General features: G+C 69.0%; 15 protein-coding genes and 2 pseudogenes. 7 read left to right on the top strand and 10 right to left on the bottom strand.

Translation table 11 applies throughout. The features are described 5' to 3' along the window. Positions 1–91: 91 nt before the first annotated feature. Together KME80_RS07615 and KME80_RS07610 are read left to right on the top strand one after the other, a co-directional pair. Complete coding sequence (locus KME80_RS07615) at positions 92–1,132, top strand: endonuclease/exonuclease/phosphatase family protein (RefSeq protein ID WP_219501877.1); 1,041 nt, start codon at positions 92–94, stop codon at positions 1,130–1,132. A gap of 20 nt (positions 1,133–1,152) precedes the next feature. Then, the gene (locus KME80_RS07610; RefSeq protein ID WP_219501875.1) at positions 1,153–1,857 is read left to right on the top strand and encodes a sulfotransferase family protein; all 705 of its coding nucleotides are present in this window, start codon (positions 1,153–1,155) and stop codon (positions 1,855–1,857) included. Positions 1,858–1,932: 75 nt separating this feature from the next. Here the strand turns inward: KME80_RS07610 and KME80_RS07605 are convergent, their stop codons facing one another. The 8 genes and pseudogenes from KME80_RS07605 to KME80_RS07570 form a co-directional block, all read right to left on the bottom strand. Further along, positions 1,933–2,784 (bottom strand): AfsR/SARP family transcriptional regulator, encoded by an 852-nt coding sequence (locus KME80_RS07605; protein WP_219501873.1) that lies wholly within the window; start codon positions 2,782–2,784, stop codon positions 1,933–1,935. A gap of 659 nt (positions 2,785–3,443) precedes the next feature. Next, positions 3,444–5,114, bottom strand: a complete 1,671-nt coding sequence (locus tag KME80_RS07600; protein WP_219501871.1) for a hypothetical protein — start codon at positions 5,112–5,114, stop codon at positions 3,444–3,446. Between the two features lie 218 nt (positions 5,115–5,332). Further along, a pseudogene (locus tag KME80_RS07595) lies at positions 5,333–5,593 on the bottom strand (transposase); the annotation flags it as partial. A gap of 78 nt (positions 5,594–5,671) precedes the next feature. Then, positions 5,672–6,586, bottom strand: coding sequence for an AraC family transcriptional regulator (locus KME80_RS07590; RefSeq protein ID WP_219501869.1), 915 nt, complete (start codon positions 6,584–6,586; stop codon positions 5,672–5,674). Between the two features lie 110 nt (positions 6,587–6,696). Next, positions 6,697–7,617 carry an NHL repeat-containing protein gene (locus KME80_RS07585; protein WP_219501867.1) on the bottom strand — a complete coding sequence of 307 codons (921 nt, stop codon included), beginning with the start codon at positions 7,615–7,617 and terminating at the stop codon, positions 6,697–6,699. Positions 7,618–7,657: 40 nt separating this feature from the next. Next, on the bottom strand, positions 7,658–8,875 hold the full coding sequence (locus KME80_RS52640) for a cytochrome P450 (RefSeq protein ID WP_219501865.1): 1,218 nt from the start codon (positions 8,873–8,875) through the stop codon (positions 7,658–7,660). Positions 8,876–8,891: 16 nt separating this feature from the next. Then, positions 8,892–10,070: an NAD(P)/FAD-dependent oxidoreductase gene (locus KME80_RS07575; RefSeq protein WP_219501863.1), complete on the bottom strand. Its 1,179-nt coding sequence runs from the start codon at positions 10,068–10,070 to the stop codon at positions 8,892–8,894. 30 nt (positions 10,071–10,100) lie between these two features. After that, positions 10,101–10,292, bottom strand: coding sequence for a ferredoxin (locus tag KME80_RS07570; protein ID WP_219501861.1), 192 nt, complete (start codon positions 10,290–10,292; stop codon positions 10,101–10,103). Positions 10,293–10,583: 291 nt separating this feature from the next. On the opposite strand from KME80_RS07570, the gene KME80_RS07565 reads away from it, so the two are divergent. The 4 genes and pseudogenes from KME80_RS07565 (at position 10,584) to KME80_RS50080 (ending at position 14,869) form a co-directional block, all read left to right on the top strand. Next, entirely contained in the window at positions 10,584–11,870 is a 1,287-nt protein-coding gene (locus tag KME80_RS07565; protein ID WP_219501859.1) for an MFS transporter, read from the top strand. Positions 11,871–11,908: 38 nt separating this feature from the next. Next, the gene (locus tag KME80_RS07560) at positions 11,909–14,188 is read left to right on the top strand and encodes an alpha-N-acetylglucosaminidase (RefSeq protein WP_219501857.1); all 2,280 of its coding nucleotides are present in this window, start codon (positions 11,909–11,911) and stop codon (positions 14,186–14,188) included. A gap of 53 nt (positions 14,189–14,241) precedes the next feature. After that, positions 14,242–14,397 (top strand): annotated as a pseudogene (locus tag KME80_RS50085) (GntR family transcriptional regulator); the annotation flags it as partial. Beyond that, complete coding sequence (locus tag KME80_RS50080) at positions 14,384–14,869, top strand: FCD domain-containing protein (protein WP_308125649.1); 486 nt, start codon at positions 14,384–14,386, stop codon at positions 14,867–14,869. The pseudogene KME80_RS50085 and the gene KME80_RS50080, both read left to right, overlap by 14 nt. Before the next feature lie 168 nt (positions 14,870–15,037). On the opposite strand, the gene KME80_RS07550 is transcribed toward KME80_RS50080, so the two are convergent. Continuing rightward, positions 15,038–15,274 carry a hypothetical protein gene (locus KME80_RS07550; RefSeq protein WP_219501855.1) on the bottom strand — a complete coding sequence of 79 codons (237 nt, stop codon included), beginning with the start codon at positions 15,272–15,274 and terminating at the stop codon, positions 15,038–15,040. A gap of 59 nt (positions 15,275–15,333) precedes the next feature. Here KME80_RS07550 and KME80_RS07545 point away from each other — a divergent pair, with 59 nt between their 5' ends. Continuing rightward, the gene (locus tag KME80_RS07545) at positions 15,334–15,594 is read left to right on the top strand and encodes a hypothetical protein (RefSeq protein WP_219501853.1); all 261 of its coding nucleotides are present in this window, start codon (positions 15,334–15,336) and stop codon (positions 15,592–15,594) included. 681 nt (positions 15,595–16,275) lie between these two features. Here KME80_RS07545 and KME80_RS07540 read toward each other — a convergent pair. Beyond that, positions 16,276–17,058 (bottom strand): transposase family protein, encoded by a 783-nt coding sequence (locus tag KME80_RS07540; protein ID WP_219501851.1) that lies wholly within the window; start codon positions 17,056–17,058, stop codon positions 16,276–16,278. Between the last annotated feature and the right edge of the window lie 46 nt (positions 17,059–17,104).

The raw sequence follows: 17,104 nt of genomic DNA, 5'->3' as shown, positions 1-17,104 counted from the left end.
GTCCCTGTCCCCGCCCGAAGGAGACGACACCGGGGAGCCGCGGGACACCCAGGGCGCGCGACGCCGCTGGTGCAAGGGGACACGGCTCCTCGTGGCCGCCACGGCGGCGTGGATCACGTACCTCGTCCTGCTCATCCTGTTCGCCGGGCGGTGGTGGGTGTGGTCCGTCTTCGAGGCCACTCCTCCGGTGACGGCGGTGGTGGTGCCGCTGCTGCTGCTCGCGTTCGTGTGGTTCGCGCGCCCGGTCCGCCGTTGGCTCTCGGTCGTCCTGGTTCTCCTGCTGCTGGCCGGGGCCTATCTGGCCGGTTACGGCCGTGGATGGTCAGGCGCCACCAGTGCCTCCGGCGGGATCAAGGTGTTCGCCTGGAACACCGGATACTGGGAGATGTGGGACGACAGGGATGACTTCTACGCCTTCCTGCGCCGCCAGGATGCCGATGTCTATCTCTTGCAGGAATATCTCCACGCGAAAGAGGCCGCGCCGTACAACCACGTATTCCGCATCGACGAGTCGGCCCGGCTGCGGACGGAATTCCCCGGCTACCACCTGTCCGTCGACAGCACGTTCGTCACTCTTTCCCGGCTGCCCATCGTCGCGACGCACCATGAGCACGTGCCCGGCACCGGCTCCCAGTGGTTCTGGAAGGCGGCGAAGAACCAGCGCACCGACATCCGGATCGACGGGCGCACGGTCTCCTTCTACAACGTCCATCTGCCGACGCCCTTCCGGCTGGGGGACAACCCCTTCCGCGGCAGCCTCTCCGGCGTCTTCACCTCGCAGACCGCCCGGCTGATCGAGGAACAGGCCACCTGGCGGCTCAAGGAACTGGACAGGCTGCGCGCGGACCTCGCCGGCAACCCCAACCCGGCGGTGGTGGCGGGTGACTTCAACACGCCCTGGATGGAGCTCTACCCCCTCGGAGCCGGTACGGAGGCGCACTGGCCCCGGAGCTCCCTGGGGGCGCCTCACACGTGGCCCGTCCGCGACTACTCGCTGCCCGCGCTGTGGCGTCTCGACTGGCTGTACACCAAGGGCGACGTGGCCGTCTCCAACCACCGGCTGGCCGGCGGAGGGGCCTTCTCGGACCACCTGGCCCAGCAGTTCCACGTAGGCGTCCCCCGTCCCTCGTGACGAGACAGGAGCAGACATCGATGCAGGTCATAGCCACCGGGTTGGGCCGTACGGGAACGACGTCCCTCGAGGTCGCGCTGGTACGGCTCGGATTCGGCCCGTGTTTCAGCGCGGGAGCGATCTTCGACAGGACGGAGCTGATCCGGCCGCTGCTCCGGATCATCGAGGACGACTCGGCGCCCTGGGAAGGCATCCTCACCGGGTATGCATCACTGCTGGGCGAGCCGGCCTCCGTCTGCTGGCGCAGGCTGGTCCGCTGCTATCCGGAGGCGAAGGTCGTCCACACGGTGCGCGACCCCGAACGCTGGCTGGACAGCATACGGAAGACGCTGTACGAGCGACGCCGGCGCGTCGATTCGCTGCCCGGAAAGGCCGCGGTCCTCCTGTCGTCGATGTTCGGCACGGATCTCGCTCCACTGGTCAGGCTCTTTCAGGTGACGTACGAGGCGAAGGCCCTGCGATTCCTGGCCGAGCAGACGCCGCAACGCGCTGTCGAGCTGTTCGAGGAGCACACCGCGCAGATCCGGGAGACCGTACCCGCGGACCGGTTACTGGTACTCGACGTCCGCGACGGCTGGAAACCGCTCTGCGCATTCCTCGAGGTGCCGGTGCCCGATGAGCCGTTCCCACGGGTGAACGACACAGCGGAATACAGCAGCAGCCGAGGCGGCTTCGGAGGGAGGGCGCTCCCGCTGCTCCTGGGCCGGACGCGGCCATGCACCTGAGGTACCGGCGCCGCCGGGATCCGTGGCCCTCTCCCGAGTCGCAGGCGGTGGCGGACAGGCGGTGACCGCACAGGGCTATGTCGGCAGCGGTTTGAGCTCCGCCAGGTCGTCGGCCGGCCGGCGGGGCGCGAGTGCGGGATCGTCGTGCAGGACCGCGGCATGGAGCTGCCGGAGCCGGGGCCCTGGCGCGATCCCCAGCTCGTCGGCCAGCCGGTTCCGCACGCGCGTGTAAGCCGCCAGCGCCTCGGCGCGGCGACCCGAGCGGTAGAGCGCGACGATGAGCAGGGCCCAGAGCTCCTCGTGCAACGGATGATGCGCGACGAGCCGGTGCAGGTCGTTGGAGGCCGCCGCGTGCTCGCCGAGCCGGATCCTCGTGTGGTAGTAACGCTCCAACGCCCACAACCTCCGTTCGGTCAGCCGGGTGAGCTCCGAACACAGCGCGGGCCCCGCCCGGCCGCCCTGCATGGGCGCGCCCCGCCACAGGTCCACCGCCTGCCGCAGCGCCGTCACCGCCCGGGACAGGTCATCCGCGGCGAGCGCGCGCTCGGCCTCGTCCAGCAGCCGCTCGAAGACGTCGGCGTCCAGCTCGCCCGGCTGAACCACGAGCAGATAGCCACCGCTACGGGTGAGCAGCCGGTCCCCGCCATGCGGCACCACGTCCAGCCGGCGGCGCAGCCTGGACACATAACTCCGCAGATTCGTCTCCGGGGACGCCAGCGGGCGATCCCACACGGACTCGACGAGATACCCGACGCTCACGGGCTCGTTCGCATGCAGGAGCAGCGCGCCGAGCAGCGTCTGTTCCCGCGCCCCGCCCAGGTTGACGCGATCCCCGTCCTTGAGCACTTCCACCGCGCCCAACACCCGGAACTCCACCGGCCCGATCCTCCCGGCGATTTCGAGCCGATCGCCCTGCGTGTCTGGCATGCAGCCTCCCCCGTTTCGCGTATCAGTAGGTGCCGATCCTTCTGGTTGTCCAAGGTGTCTAATTGCGCGGATGCCCGGCTAATGGTCCGGGGGCTTTCATGGAGGGCAGAATCGCCACCAGGACGTGGAACGCGATGGCCGGTTCTGCATCGTCCCCTCCCGTGTCGGTCCAGGATGTCCGGATGCTACGGGAAGCCGATTTCGATCCGCTGTACGCGGCTACGCGGGCTCGCGCACCGGCTGCCGGTCATCGAGATCAACCGGCGAACTCCACCGCGAGGGTGCCGTCGGCGAACCGGTCCCCGTCCTCGACGAAACGCGCGATCGCGCGGCAAGGCCCGGTCCGTGCTGCACGCGGACAGCTTCGAGCCCGACAAGAAAGGTCGGCTCGAACCCGGAAATCCCCATCACGCCAGGCGATTGTCCAGGTTCTGCACGAAACCGGCCAGCTGATAGCGAATAGCCCCGCTTGACAGAACAGACTCCACATAATGACGGGCCCGGAGCTGGCGTAGGACGACGCCGGTGGCCTGCCGAACGATGGGCGGTCGCGCGGCCCGCATCGGTTCGTGCGGGAGGACCCGAGCGGGCTGGGGTTTTCGTGGTTCAACGATATGACATGGGTGACGGCGATTCGGATCGCCGTCACCCCGTCGGAGTTACGTGGTGGGCTGGCGGACGAGCATCACGTGGCTGGTCCTCGCCGACTCGACGGCCGAGTTCGCCACCGATCGGATGACGTACGTGTACTTGCCGGCCGTCTCGGGCGTGTCGGCGAAGCTGAACGACCCGTCGGCACCGGTGGTTATCTTGGCCAAACTCTTCGAGGTACTGCCCTCGGAATTGGAGACGGTACGGACGACGAGGACAACGCCGGGCGGGAAGGTGATGCCGTCGGCGGCGAACGTTCCGCTGAAGGCGAGTGGCTCGCCGACGGTGCCGGTCTGCGGGCCGGTCACCGTGAGCACCGGCTGGTACCGGCTCACCGCGACGACAGCCGTGTCCCAGCTGCTCCGGAACCATGAGTTGCCCGGCCAGGACAACCTGTATTCGTACGACCCTCCTGCCGGTGCGGTGTCGGTGAACTGGTAGGTGCCGTCCGCCTCCGTGGTGACTTCCCGGAAGGGCCGCGAGGTGCCGTCGGGGAGCCAGCTGTACAGCTCAAGCGTCTGTACGCCGGGCAGCGCGCCGGTGCTCAGCGTGAGCCGCCCGTGGAAGGTCAGCTGCTTGAGCGCGGTCGCCTCGGACGGAGCCGTCATGGTCAGGGTGGAGGAGTGGTACGGCGAATGCGGCAGCCGCCAGAGGTGCATCCGCCCGGTGCCGGGCTCCTTCAGCACCGCGTAGGTGAGTACGCCGTAGAAGGCGATGCTGCCCGGCACCAGCGTCTTCCCCTGGTGGCCGGCCGAGTAGATCACCTCCGCCGTGGCCGGGTCGTACACCACGAGCTCCGCCGCGTCGCCCGCGGTGGAGTTCCAGCCGCCCACGACGTAGTCGTCGTCCTGGCTGGCCGCGACGGCGGCGGGGAGGCCGTGCTCGCTCAGCTCGCCGCTGTCGTACGCGCGTGTCGTGGTTCTGGTCGTCGTGTCCCAGGCGTCGAACCGGTGGGTGTCGGCCAGCGCCGACAGCGCCGTCGACCCGTGGCCGGCGAGCGCGAGGTCCCGCAGGGCCGTGCCGGCGCGCATCTCGCCGAGCGGGGTGGCCGGAGCGGTGCCGACGTCGTACAGCCTGATCGAGGCAGGGCCGGCGCCCGGCTCTCCCACTGCCAGCGTGCGCCCGGCAACGGCGACCAGCGGAGGCTGCGTCGTGCCCGACTCGACCGGCACGAGGGCGGGTGTGGGCCTCCACGTCTCGAGCGTGACGACGCCTCCGGCCCCCGCCTGGCCGCACCCGTAGCCGACCCACACCCGCTCGTACGCCTGCGCCAGCGTGGACGGGCACGGGTAGGCGCTGAGGTCGACCCGCCTGGTGATGGCGAGCGTCGCCATGTCGATTTCGATCACTTCATGCGAGTCGCGCAGCGCCGCGTACACATGCCTGCCGTTGTCCGCCACGGACAGGGCCAGGGCGCCGGACAGGCCGCCGATCGTGTCGATGAGCGTGCCGTCGCTCTTGGTGACCACGATCCGGTCGTCGGCGGCGACGAAGATCTTGCCGGTGTGCCCTACCACGTCGCCGCCCCTGCCGGCGGGTACGCCGAGGTCGGTGACGGTGTCGGCGGCCGAGGCGGCGGGCGCCTGGGTGACCAGCAGGGCCGCTGCCAGGAACAGGGAGCCGGCCAGGGCGACTAATCGGTGGGGGAGAGAAGCACGGCCAGAGTTGGAGAAGCGCACATGCACTCCATTCAGGCGGGAAATTGTCGAACTCATGTTCGCATACGTGATCATCGTCGTCCAGTGCGATCTCAGACTGTGCGGATCTCGTACGGGTGCGTCGCCGGCGCGGTGTCGCCGCCAGGGCACATGCCTGCAAGGCCGGCCGACGGCCCAGCGGGCTCACCAGCGCCACGAAGGGCTGGACATGTGCGAGCCGAGGAGCGCGGCCGGCCGGCCTGCCCCGCATCCGGTAGGGCACGCCGGACCGCCTCGCCGTAGGCGCCTGACCCGTCGCGGCGAACGATCGCGACCCCCGGGTGGGAGCGCAGCCACGTTTCCAGGACCTCGGCCCCGCGGCCGGGCAGGACATCGATCCGCTCGCCCGTCTCGGCGTCGATGAGGATGGTGGCATACCGGTGCCGGCGCTTGAGCGCGAAGTCATCGACCCCCAGCACGCGCGGGATCCGCAGCGGCGGCAGCGGCAGCCGCATCAGCAGGGTTCGATGGGCTCGTGACGCTTCTCGGTCGTGCGGGGTCGATGGCACGGCCGACTGGAGCGGCCCGGGACCGGGCGCCTAAACACGGCTCCCACGCCGGCTGCGGAGCTCGCGCAGATCCACCCGGACGCCGCGGAGGTCCCTGCCGCCGACCGCCTCCAATTCGACCCGGAAGTTCGCGCGATACTCACGGGGCGACATGTTCTTGAGTTCGCGGAAACGGCGGTTGAAATTGGAGAGGTTCCCGAATCCGGAGTCGGCGGCGATCACCGAAACCGAGCGATCCGTGTCGCGCAACAACTGGCAGGCCCGGTTGACGCGGACGAGGTTCACGTAGTGGGAGACGGTGAAACCGGTGCTGCGGGAGAACAGCCGGCTGGCGGCGCTGGCGTTCATGTGCGCCGCCGCTGCGATGTCGTCCAGCGACAACCGGGCCGTGTAACCGGAATGAATCACCTTCATCATGGCTTGGATCCGCAGCGCGGTGCCGTGGTGGAGAACGGACGGGCTCCGTCCCGTCGCGAGCAGGATGTAGGGCGCCCGGCTCAGCATGACGAGGATCCTGATCAGCTCGACCGTCCGCTCCGGGGCCGCGAGCCGGTCAAGGCCCGCGAGCGGGGGGACCACGTCAGGAAAGTGGATGCCGCGCAGCGAGTCGTCGAGCATGCGCCCGACGTTTCCGAACACCGGTGAGTCGAAAAACTCCGGGCCGAGAAAATCCCGGGTGAAATGGACGACGATCGCCTCGATCGGCTCGCTCTCGGGCGTCGACACGTACGTGTGCGGCAAATCGGGACCGAACAGGGAAAGGTCTCCGGGCCGGTATTCCTCCACCGAGCTCCCGGCCAGGCGGGTGCCGTTTCCGTTGAGGATGTAGGTCAGCTCGTAATCGTGATGAAAATGCCAGTAAGCATCCAGCCGGGGCTCCTGGAACCGAGTGTAGCGCCAGTTGACCGGGAATTCCGGCTCAAGATGCTCATAGACGATACGCATTGACCCTGGTCCTTCTTTCGCGCAGCCCGGTCCCCCGTGCTCTCCACTCAGCGTAGCCGCCGCGCCGGCTCACCCGTCGTGGCCCTGGGGCCCGGACTCTCGCCGTCCGGCTACGGCGTCAGCCGGACCTCGCGGCCACCGATGACGTACTCGGTGAGGTAGATGGAGCCGTCGGGCCCGGCAGCCACGCCGTGGGGACTGTTGAGCGTGCCCTCGACCAGGTCGGGTCGGCTCAGGGTGCCGCCGCGCCGGGCGTTCGGCCAGCCGTCTCTCTTGCCGGCGGCGGGAAACGGGATGATGTGCCGAAGCGCGCCCGTCTCCAGGTCCACCGCGGTCAGCGCGCCGTCGAGGTCGGTCACGATGAGTTCGCGCTCTCGTACGGCGAGGCAGGTCGGACTCCTCAGCCCGGGGTGGGTAAAGGTGCCGTGGTATGCGCCGTCCAGCCCGAAGGTGACCAGCCGCCGGTTGCCCCTGTCGGCCACGACCAACTCCCGGCCGCGATCCGTTTCGGTGATCACGAGGCCGTGCGGGCACGCGAAGGGCAGCCCCGATTCGGAGCCGTCGATGGTCCTTTCGTGCCCGCGGTCGCCGTAGAGGTGGACGAGGCTCGCGCCGTAGCCGTCGGCGACGAAGACGGCCGGCCCGTCGACCGCGATGGAGGTGGGCCGCCAGGGATCCTTCGCGTACGCCGGGTGCGACGGCCGGCTCAACGCGGTGAACTGTCGCGTCCTGAGGTCGAGGCGGCCACCGCGGCCTTCGCGTGCCTCGACGTCGTAGTCCGGCGGTCGCGGCTTGAAACCCGGATCCGCGAGCCAGAGCGCACCTCCATGGCGAGGGTCGTAGCTGATCCCGTGGATTTCGAGCAGGGGCACCTCGATCTGCTCGACACCGCCGTCGAGCGCTCGCCGGACCAGAACCGCCCCGCCGCCGGGGTGCGCCCAGAACAGGTTCCCCTCCCGATCCAGCGCTATGCCGGAATGAGACCATTCCGTGCTCGCCGGCACCCCGGACGGAAGTGTCTGCCAGCGCATCGTCCCGCCGGACGCGGTGCCGCCCGCCGCGTCCCGGCGCTCACTTCCACGCAACGAACACCGCTCCTGTCTGGTAGGTCGGCAGGTCGCCCGCGAAGGGCAGGTGGCCGTCCTGCTCTGCGGACACGAGCGTGAGAGAGGGCACACCCGCGACCAGCTGGGTGATTGCCTCGGCGATCACCACCCGCGCCAGTTGCTGCCCGACGCAGCCGTGCGTCCCGTATCCGAATCCGAGGTGCCCGAACGCGTCGCGGCCGACGTCGAACTCGTCGGGGTTCGCGAAGCGTCTCTCGTCGCGGTTGGCCGCCGCGGGCGATACCCACACCGACTCACCCTTACGGATGCGCATGCCTTCCAGGACGACGTCCTCGGTCGCCGTCCTGGGGAAGACGGACACGAACATCCCGCCGTACCTGACGAACTCCTCCACCGCGGTCGAGATCAGGGCCGGCTCGGATCTCAGCCTCTCAAGCTGCGCGGGACGGGAGAGCAGCAGGGCGGCGCCGGTCGCGATGATGTGCGCGACAGCGTCGCGGCCCGCGGCCATCAGCAGGGTCAGGATTCCCTCGATCTCGTGTCGTGAGAGTTCGGATCGCAGCAGATCGCTGACGACGTCCTCTCCGAGGTCGTCCTTCTTGACGTCGAGCAGTGTCCGGACGAAGCCGAACATCAGGTCCAGCGGCGCCTCCTCGACGTAGGCCGCCGTGAACCCCTCGATGTGGTCATCGGGGATCCCGAGCACGCGGCAGTGGGCGAACACGGACACGGGCTCCGCGTAGTGCTTGTACAGGTCCGCGGGTGAGCCGTGGGTGAGAAATCGCTCAAGCTGCTTCCCCGTGAACGCCGCGATGGCCGCTCTATGGCTCTGGGCGGACTTGACGGAGAAACGGCCGATCACCGCCCGCCGCAGTTTCACGTGCTGCGGCGAGTCGAGCGAGAGCAGGTTTCCGGACGCGATCGAGCGCAGCGCGTCCTCGTCCGCGTCGCCGAAGGAGCGGGTCGGCCCGAGGGGGAACCGCTGCGGTTGCTGGCTGAACCTCGCGTCCCCGAGCACGGCGCGGGCGAGGGCGTGCCGGGTCACGAACCAGCCGACGTTTCCGTCGGACGCCTTCATCCGCGTCGCCGGAGCCTGTGCCCGCCATTCGGCGAAGCGGGACGACGGCCGCTGCGGCGTCCCGTCGAACGGCATGGTGACGGCGGTGTGGAACGGGCAGCCCGCCGCCGTGGTGTCGGGTGTGGTGGAAAGCGAGTCCGTCACGATCGCTACCTTCCTGTCAGTGAACACGTTGTCTTGATCGGTCGAGACCTTCGGCCGGACGGCCGACCCGCTCCCGGGCGATACGGAAGTCGCGCGGCATGTTCCACCCGACGATTCCGGTGACGACTCCGTCTCGCTGGACGGCGGCGACGAAGCGCCCCGACGAGGTGTCGCCCGCGATCGTGTCCAGCGAGACACCGTCGCAGCGCCCGAAGACCTGGATCTTGGTGCCGAACAGCTCCGACCAGAAGAACGGGACCGGTTGCGCGGTGGGTACGGCGCCGGTGGCGATGGTCCGGGCGACGATCTGCGCCTGCTCGGCGGCGTTGAGCTGGTGCCCGACCCGGGCGGGGATCCCCGTTGCGGGGTCGGTCCAGGCCGCCACGTCGCCCGCGGCGAAGACGCCGGGAGCGGCACGGCCCGCGGAGTCGCAGACGACCCCGTTGGACACGTCGAGCCCGCTCGATGACAGCCAGCCGGTGTTGGGGACGCATCCGATGGCCGCGACCACGAGATCCGTCTCGATGACGTCGCCGCCGGACAACCTCGCGGCCGACACCCGGTCTGCGCCGCGGAGCGCGACGACCTCCTCACCGAGTCGCAGATCGACGCCGTGCTCGCGGTGCAGTCGCGCGATGAGCGGCGACAACAAGGCGCCCGCCTGCGCGAGGCGCAGCTCCGGTGACCGTCCGACGAGGGTCACCGCGAGACCGAGCTTGCGCAGGCCGGCGGCGATCTCCGACCCCAGGACGCCCGCGCCTGCCACGACGGCGTGCCGGGCTGTGGCGAGGTCCGCTCGCAGGGCCGTGGCGTCGGCGCGGGTACGAAGACAGTGGACGCCCCCGAGGCCGTCGCCGTAGGGCGGCCGGCGGGCGGATGCCCCGGTGGCCACCACGAGGGTGCCGTAGCGCATGTCGTCACCCGAGGCCGTGGTCACGACCCGCTCGGAAGGATCGAGTGACACCGCTGCCGTTCCCCGTACGAGCCTGATGCCGAGTCTGTCCAGCTCAGCCGGTGTGCACAACGCGGACTCGTCGATCGGCCACTCGCCGGACAGGATCTGCTTGGACAGCGGGGGCCTGCCGTACGGCAGCGCGTCCTCATCGCCGATCATGGTGATTCCGCCCGGGAAGCCCTCGTCACGCAGCGTTCCGGCCGTGGACAGCCCCGCCACCGACGCGCCGACGATGAGCACCTCTGATCGCGCACCAGATGGCATCCCCTGTTACTCCGCGATCCTGATGGCGCGAGCCGGGCACAACGTCGCCGCGCGTCTCACGGTCGCCTCGTCGGAGGGACCGATCGTCGGCTTCAGCATGATCACGATGCCGTCGTCGTCCTGGTCGAACAGCTCTCCGGCGACCAGGGCGCACTGGCCCGCGCCCACGCAGGCAGGCTTGTTGACGGTGACATCCATATCGAACCTCTCTGGAACGGGTGCCCGGGGGTTTCCGGGCCGCCGGCGACTCGGTGCCACCACGATCGCCGAGACACGCCGCAGCGGCCACGCCGTTATTGACCGATTCCGGTACTTTCATGGCATTTGCTGGCTTCTCTCGGCCGCAGCGCCAATGCTCACCTCCTGTGAGCGCGCCGTGCTCGATCGCCTGAAAGCGATCAACCGCAGGTGAGCGAACACACGTCTGATCGGCGGGCCTCATCGGCATCGCCCGTCTCAGAGCCGTGACGTGAGAACAGAGGACCCCCCATGACTGCCTATCCCGCGACAGGAAGCGGAACCGAGACCGCCGCCGCCCCGGCGCCCCTGAGACGCATCGCGCCGCTCCTCACCGCGATGTTCCTCGTGAACGTCTTCGGTTACGCCGCCAACAACGCCGCCCTCACCGTGCTCCTGCCCACGCAGGTGAGGTCCGCCGCCGGCGATGATGCCGTCGCCACCCTGGCCCTCGTCACCAGCGTGAGCGCGATCGCCTCGTTCGGCATACCGCCGCTGGTGGGACTGATGTCGGACCGTACGCGAACCCGCTGGGGCCGCCGATCGCCGTGGATCCTCGCCGGCGGCGTCACGACCGCGGCCGCGCTCGTACTCACCGGAGCGGTCTCCACCGTGACCGGCCTGGTGATCGGCTCCTTCCTGATCCAGGCCACGATCAACATCGGCCTCAACATCATCCTGGCCACGATCCCGGAGGGCGTTCCGCCGAGGCGGCACGGACTCGCCAGCACCGTGCAGGGCGTCGGCATCCCCGTGGGCGGCGTCATCGGCGTTCAACTGGGTGCGGCGCTGGCCGGCTCGCCCATGGTCGCTTACGCGCTCCTCGGCGGCCTCTTCCTGATCGCGTCCGTCATCTCCGCGATACTCGTCCGCGACCGCTCCAGCACGGCGCTGGACGATCCGCGGCTTGAGCGGACGCCTATCGGGCGGCAGTTCATGGCGATGTTCAGCAGTCTGCGTGATCGCGACTATCGCTGGGTGTTCGTCTCCCGCGCCGTCATCTACATGGGCTATTACATCGTCTTCGGCTTCGGCCTGTACATCCTTCAGGACTACGTCGAGCTGCCGGCGGGACTCACGCCCACCGCCGCGGTGGCGACGGCACAGACGACCAGCATCGTGTTCCTCACCATCGGCACCCTGGTCGCCGGACCGCTCGTGGATCGGCTGGGCCGGCACCGGGGCTTCGTGCTGATCTCGTCCCTGCTCCTCACGTCCTCGATCGTCCTGCCCCTGTTCTCGCCGAGCTGGACCATGTTCCTCGTCCAGGCCGGGCTGAGCGGATTCGCCCTTGGCGCGTTCCTCGGCGTGGACCTCTCCCTCGCGACCCTCGTGCTGCCCAAGACCGGCGACGCCGGTCGTGACCTGGGTGTCTTCCACATCGCTCTCACCGCGCCCCAGGTCATCGCGCCTTTCGCCGCCGCGCTGGCGGTGGAGAGGCTCGGCGGCTATCCCGCGCTCTTCGTCGTGGGCGGCGTGTTCGCGTTCCTCGGATCACTCACGGTGCTCCGGGTCAGACCCCAGCGCGTGGACAAATGATCGCCCCGGCCCCTGACGTACCAGGAGGATGGAACTTCATGTCAACGGACAGCGTCTCGTTCACGGCCGCGGTCGCCGCGATCTCCCGCCTCAGCGGGCTGCCGGCCGACCGTATCGTGATCTCGCCGATGACGGTCCCTGGAGATCACTCGGCCTTCGCCGTCGACGCCTCCGGGGGCCGCCTGCGGATCCGCGCGAGCGACGTCGTGGCAGCGGTGTCGGCCTACGCCGCGTACGCCCGGCGGACGGGTCTCGGCAGCGTGTCGCGTTTCGGCGTCCGGCCCATCTCGGGTGAGCTCATCGAAGGAGCGCCGATCGAGATGCGGTGCGGATACCCCATCCGCCTCGCGCACAACATCACGGTCGGCGGGTACACGACGCCGTACTTCGACTGGGACCAGTGGCAGCGGGAACTGGACCTGCTCGCGGCGAGCGGAGTCAACACCGTGCAGCTCACCCTCGGGCAGGAGGCGGTGTGGCTCAGCACCTTCCAGCAATTCGGCTACCGGCAGGACGAACTGCTCGCCTGGATCGCCCCGCCGTCCCACCAGCCATGGCAGTGGCTCAACAACATCGAGCACTTCGGCGATGGAACGAGTCTCGACCTCATCGAACGCCGTGCCGAGCTCGCCCGCCAGGTGCTGGGCCGCATGCGCGAGCTGGGAATGCGGGCGGTCCTGCCCGGTTTCAGCGGGACGGTGCCGCGCGGGTTCGCCGAGCGGAATCCCGGTGCCCGTACGATCCCGCAGGGCAAGTGGTTCCTCGACATGGCCGGCCCAGAACGCCCGGACTGGCTGGCCTGCGACACGCCGCACTACGACGCCGTCGCGGACGCGTTCTACGCCGAGCAGCGCCGCCTCTTCGACGCGGGCGGCATGTGGGCCGTCGACCTGCTCCACGAGGGCGGCAAGTCCGGCGGCGTGCCGCTGGCCGAGGCCGCCCGCGGCGTCGAGGCGGGAATGCGGCGAGCCGACCCCGCCTACACCTGGGTCCTGCAGGCGTGGGTCGGGAACCCGCGCCGCGAACTGCTCGACGCCGTTGACCGCGAGCATCTCCTCGTGATCGACCTGACCGGCGAGTCCTGGGAGCGGCTCGACGCGTTCGACGACACCCCGTGGGTGTACGGGATCCTGCCCAACTACGGCGGCCGGACGTCGCTGTACGGCGACCTGGCGGCGATCGCGGAAACCCCCGCGAAGCTCGGCAGGGCGGGTACGCGGCGGTTGACGGGGCTCGCGAACATGGCGGAAGGCGTCGGGAACAATCCGGTCGTCTGGGACCTCTTCCACGATGTGGCGTGGCAGCGCGACCGGATCGAGCTGGACGGCTGGCTGGCGTCGTGGACGGCGGCCCGGTACGGCACCGCGCGCCCGGAGCTGCGCGAAGCCTGGCGGATCCTGCTGGCCACCGCGTACGCGTCGTGGCGGGGCGCCGGCCCGGCTCCCGCGCCCGCGGAGTGGAGCACGGCGTTGTCCGGCACGGCCGTCGATGCCGCCGCCCACGCGGCTCCCACCGGGTCGTGGTTTCCGATGAACGACAACGAGGTCGCCGGAGCGATCGACGGCATCGAGTTCGAGTTCTACGCGGGCACCGACTCGGTGATCGCGGCCGTCCCGAGCCTGCGCGCCAACCAGGCGAGCACGGTGGGTCCGCGAGCACTCGGCTATCCGGCCGGAGCGCTGGTGCCCGCGTTGCGTCTGATGTTGTCCGGCGCTCCCGCCGAGCTGACGCCCGGATTCCGGTTCGATCTCGTCGACCTCGCTCGTCAGGTGGTCGATGACGAGGCGCGACGCGTCCTTCCGGCCCTCGCCGAGGCCGCCGACGCGAAGGACCTGGACCAGTACGACCGCCTGGTGGCGCTCTTCCTCGACGGCGTCGAGGTCCAGGACGCGGTCCTCTCAACCGACGAGAACTTCCTCCTCGGGCGCTGGGTCGCCGACGCGAGACGGTGGGGAGGCACGCCGGACGAATCCGTGCGGCTGGCGACCGAGGCCAAACGGCTCCTCACGAGCTGGGGTTACGAGGATTCGTTCGTGCTGACCGAATACGCCACCCGGAGCTGGGCGGGTCTGGTGGGCGGCTACTTCCGCTCGCGCTGGGAGCGGTGGTTCGCCGAGGTGCGCAAGGCGCTGACCGCGGAACCGACCACGCCGGTGGACTGGTACCGCTTCGCGGCGGACTGGGTGGAGCCGGACGTCGAGTTCGCGGCGGTTGCGTCCGGCGACCCCGTCTCCGCGGCGACCGCCGTGCTCGGCTTCGCCGAACGCGTCGAGGCCGCGTTGCGGCAGACTCGGTTCACGCGGCCGGAAACCGGGTGAAGTGACCGACACTCTTGTCGGACGATCGAGTCGAACACTGCCACGATGCACCCATGCCCAGGGTCGTGTCCGAGAGCGGGTCGTCGGTCGTCGAGCGCATCGCCGGCGAGCTTCGCGAGCGCATCAAGCGTGGTCAGCTCGTCGGCGGCCAGCGGCTGATCGAGGCCGACTGGACACAGGAACTGGGCGTGAGCCGTGGCCCTGTGCGAGAGGCGCTGGGGCGGCTGGCCGGCGAGGGGCTGGTCGTCGTCGAGCCGAAGCGCGGCGCCGCTCGCGGCCCGCCGCATCGGCCAGGGCGAGCACGAGGCCGTGCTGCGGGAGGTGCTGCGGGAGAACGCCACGTTCCTCCAGGGCGGCGAGCCGGCCGGCTACATGGACGTGAACGAGCGCTTCCACCACCTGGTGCTCGACCTCGCCGACAACGAGGTCCTGAGCCGTCTGGGCGGCCAGTTGCACGTCATGGCCTACCACCTGCAGACGACCCGGGTCATCCGGGCCGCCGCTCCCGACCACGAGCTCTCGGTGGCCGGCTCCGCCCGGTTCCATCGCGACATCGGCAACGCGATCCTCCGCGGCGAGGAGGACCACGCGGACCGGCTCATGCGCGCCCACCTGCTCAAGTCGCGCGATGGCATCCTCGCCATCGGCCACGCGAGGACCACCGGGCCGCTCGGCGCCTGACTTATTGTCCTACAAGATAGAGGGCAATAAGCTGCGCGAATGCCCACAAGGCGGGTGTGTAGCCTGCCGAAAAACCCGTCCGGGGAGGCTGCTGGTGCGGCATGATGACCGTTCACGCTTCTTCGTCCGGCCTGTCTGACCGTCACGAACGCATTCGCCGCGCTACGGCTACTGCCGATGAGTGATCGTGACAAGGACGTCGAGATTCTCGCGCTGCGTCATCAGATCATAATCTTGGAACGGCGGCTCGGCGCGGATGTGCGGGTCAGGTTCACCCCCGAAGACCGCTTCTTCCTGGCGACTCTCCTGACCTCGCTTCCCCGCGCAGTCTTGCGCCGGCTCCGGCTTGTCGTCCGCCCGGACCCCATCCTGCGCTGGCACCGCGAGATCGTGAAACGGCAGCATGCCCGGACCTGCCGGGCACGGTTCCTGATTCGCGACCGAGACGGCAAGTTCCCGCTCTCATGGATGGGATTCTCGCCGAAACCGGTATCCAGACTGAGCTCACCGGCACTCGGATGCCGCGGATGAACTCCATCTACGCCACGCTCTCGGCGAGTATGAGCGTCTCTGCAACGAGCATCGCGCTCATCAAGCTCTCGACCAAGCCGCCCCACTCCGCGCCGCACCCGACCCGATCCAAACCGGCGCGCATCCTCGATCTGAACATCCGCCGACACGATCGACTCGGCGGAATCCTCCACGAATACTCCAACGCCGCTTGACCTGCACGGACGCATTTTCGGCAGGCGCACTGTCGATGCGGTTCGATCCGTGCTTGAGGCAGTGTCGGGCGTCGCCAGGAATGGCGAGCTCGGCGGCGCTGTGAAGTCTGTGTCGGGATTGGCCGCTTGAACGATCTACCGATGTGCCCGGTCCGTGCCCGCGAGCAGTCGGCGAGCAACCAATCATGATCAACGAGGTGCCGCGAGGCCCCAGGAAACCGAGAAAGCCCAGGTCGAACGCGGCACTGGTGAGTAGGGCGGGTGGGACTTGAACCCACGACCCACGGATTATGAGTCGGTTCCCTGGGTGTCGCTCAGTGCCGCCGAGTGTTGATTTGTATCGCTGTGGCCGGGATTCTTTCCGGCGTTGTGACGGCCTGTACCCACGCGTGCCGTGCTGTAGCGCATACGTGCGAGCAACCAACGAGCAACCATGCGTTCTTGACCATCGGCCTTATGTGCCATTTGTTCGCTGCTCGGCGTGCTGCGTAGGGGCAAGGTTACCTGACGAGGTTCGAGCTCCCCGGCAGATCGAACGCATACGAGCAACTATCGGTCAGTGATTTACGCCCGTAACCTCGCGGCCCAGCGTCTCAGCGGTCGACTCACCTCGACCAGAACTGGCTGGATCGCGCCCATGAACTGGGGCGAGGTCTGCGATCCTACACAAGTGAGCTCTTTTCATCCTGAGTAGCGGTCCTCTTCGACGAGCTGAAGTACGAGGATCGCCTGCACGAGCGCGGTCGCTCGATGTGGGCAGCAGCGCAACTTGGTCAGTAGCTTCCAGGTTTTCAAGATCGCGACGGCACGTTCGCCAATGGCACGGATGCGGGCATGCGAGCGGTTGACGTCCCGCTGCCCACGCGACAGCCAGGGTCGATGGCGATGCCGCTTGAACGGCGTCCGGATGGTGCCGCCCGCGCCTTGGTAGCCCTTGTCCGCGAAGGTCGTCACGCCGGCGCCGGTCACGGCGTCGATCAGGCCGACCTTCCGAGCTGCGGTCACGTCATGAACGGCGCCCGGCAACGCAGGCGAGGCCCACGTCAGCCGGCCCATGGGATCGGCCAGCAACTGGATGTTCATCCCGTGTTGCTTGTGTTTGCCGCTGTAGTACGGCCGTTCGTCGGCCACCCGGTCGATGGGGATGAGGGTGCCGTCCAGGATGGTGTAGGCCAACCGGGCCGCGCGCTTTACGGCGGCGTGCACGTTGTCGGCCAGGGCGGCCATGAGATCGACGCTTTCGCGGACGTAGCGCCAGGCCGTGGTGGCGCCCACGGCGAAGCCCTCCGCCAGTTCCGTGAACGGCTCACCTTTGCGCAGGTGGACAAGCGTGAGCAAGGCCTGCTGACCAGGGTTGAGCCTGCGCCAGCGAGAGCCGATCCTCCTGCGATGACGGCGGATGAGGCCGGACAGGAACGTTAACGTACGGCGTGACAACGGCAGCGCAGCACGATAGAACAGCACGCGAAGCTCCTGGGGATGCTGTTGCTCTTGGTCGACAACGCATCTA

The sequence above is a fragment of the Nonomuraea ceibae genome, from assembly GCF_019396325.1.
Classification (GTDB): domain Bacteria; phylum Actinomycetota; class Actinomycetes; order Streptosporangiales; family Streptosporangiaceae; genus Nonomuraea; species Nonomuraea ceibae.
This window is presented reverse-complemented; position numbering and strand designations above follow the sequence as displayed.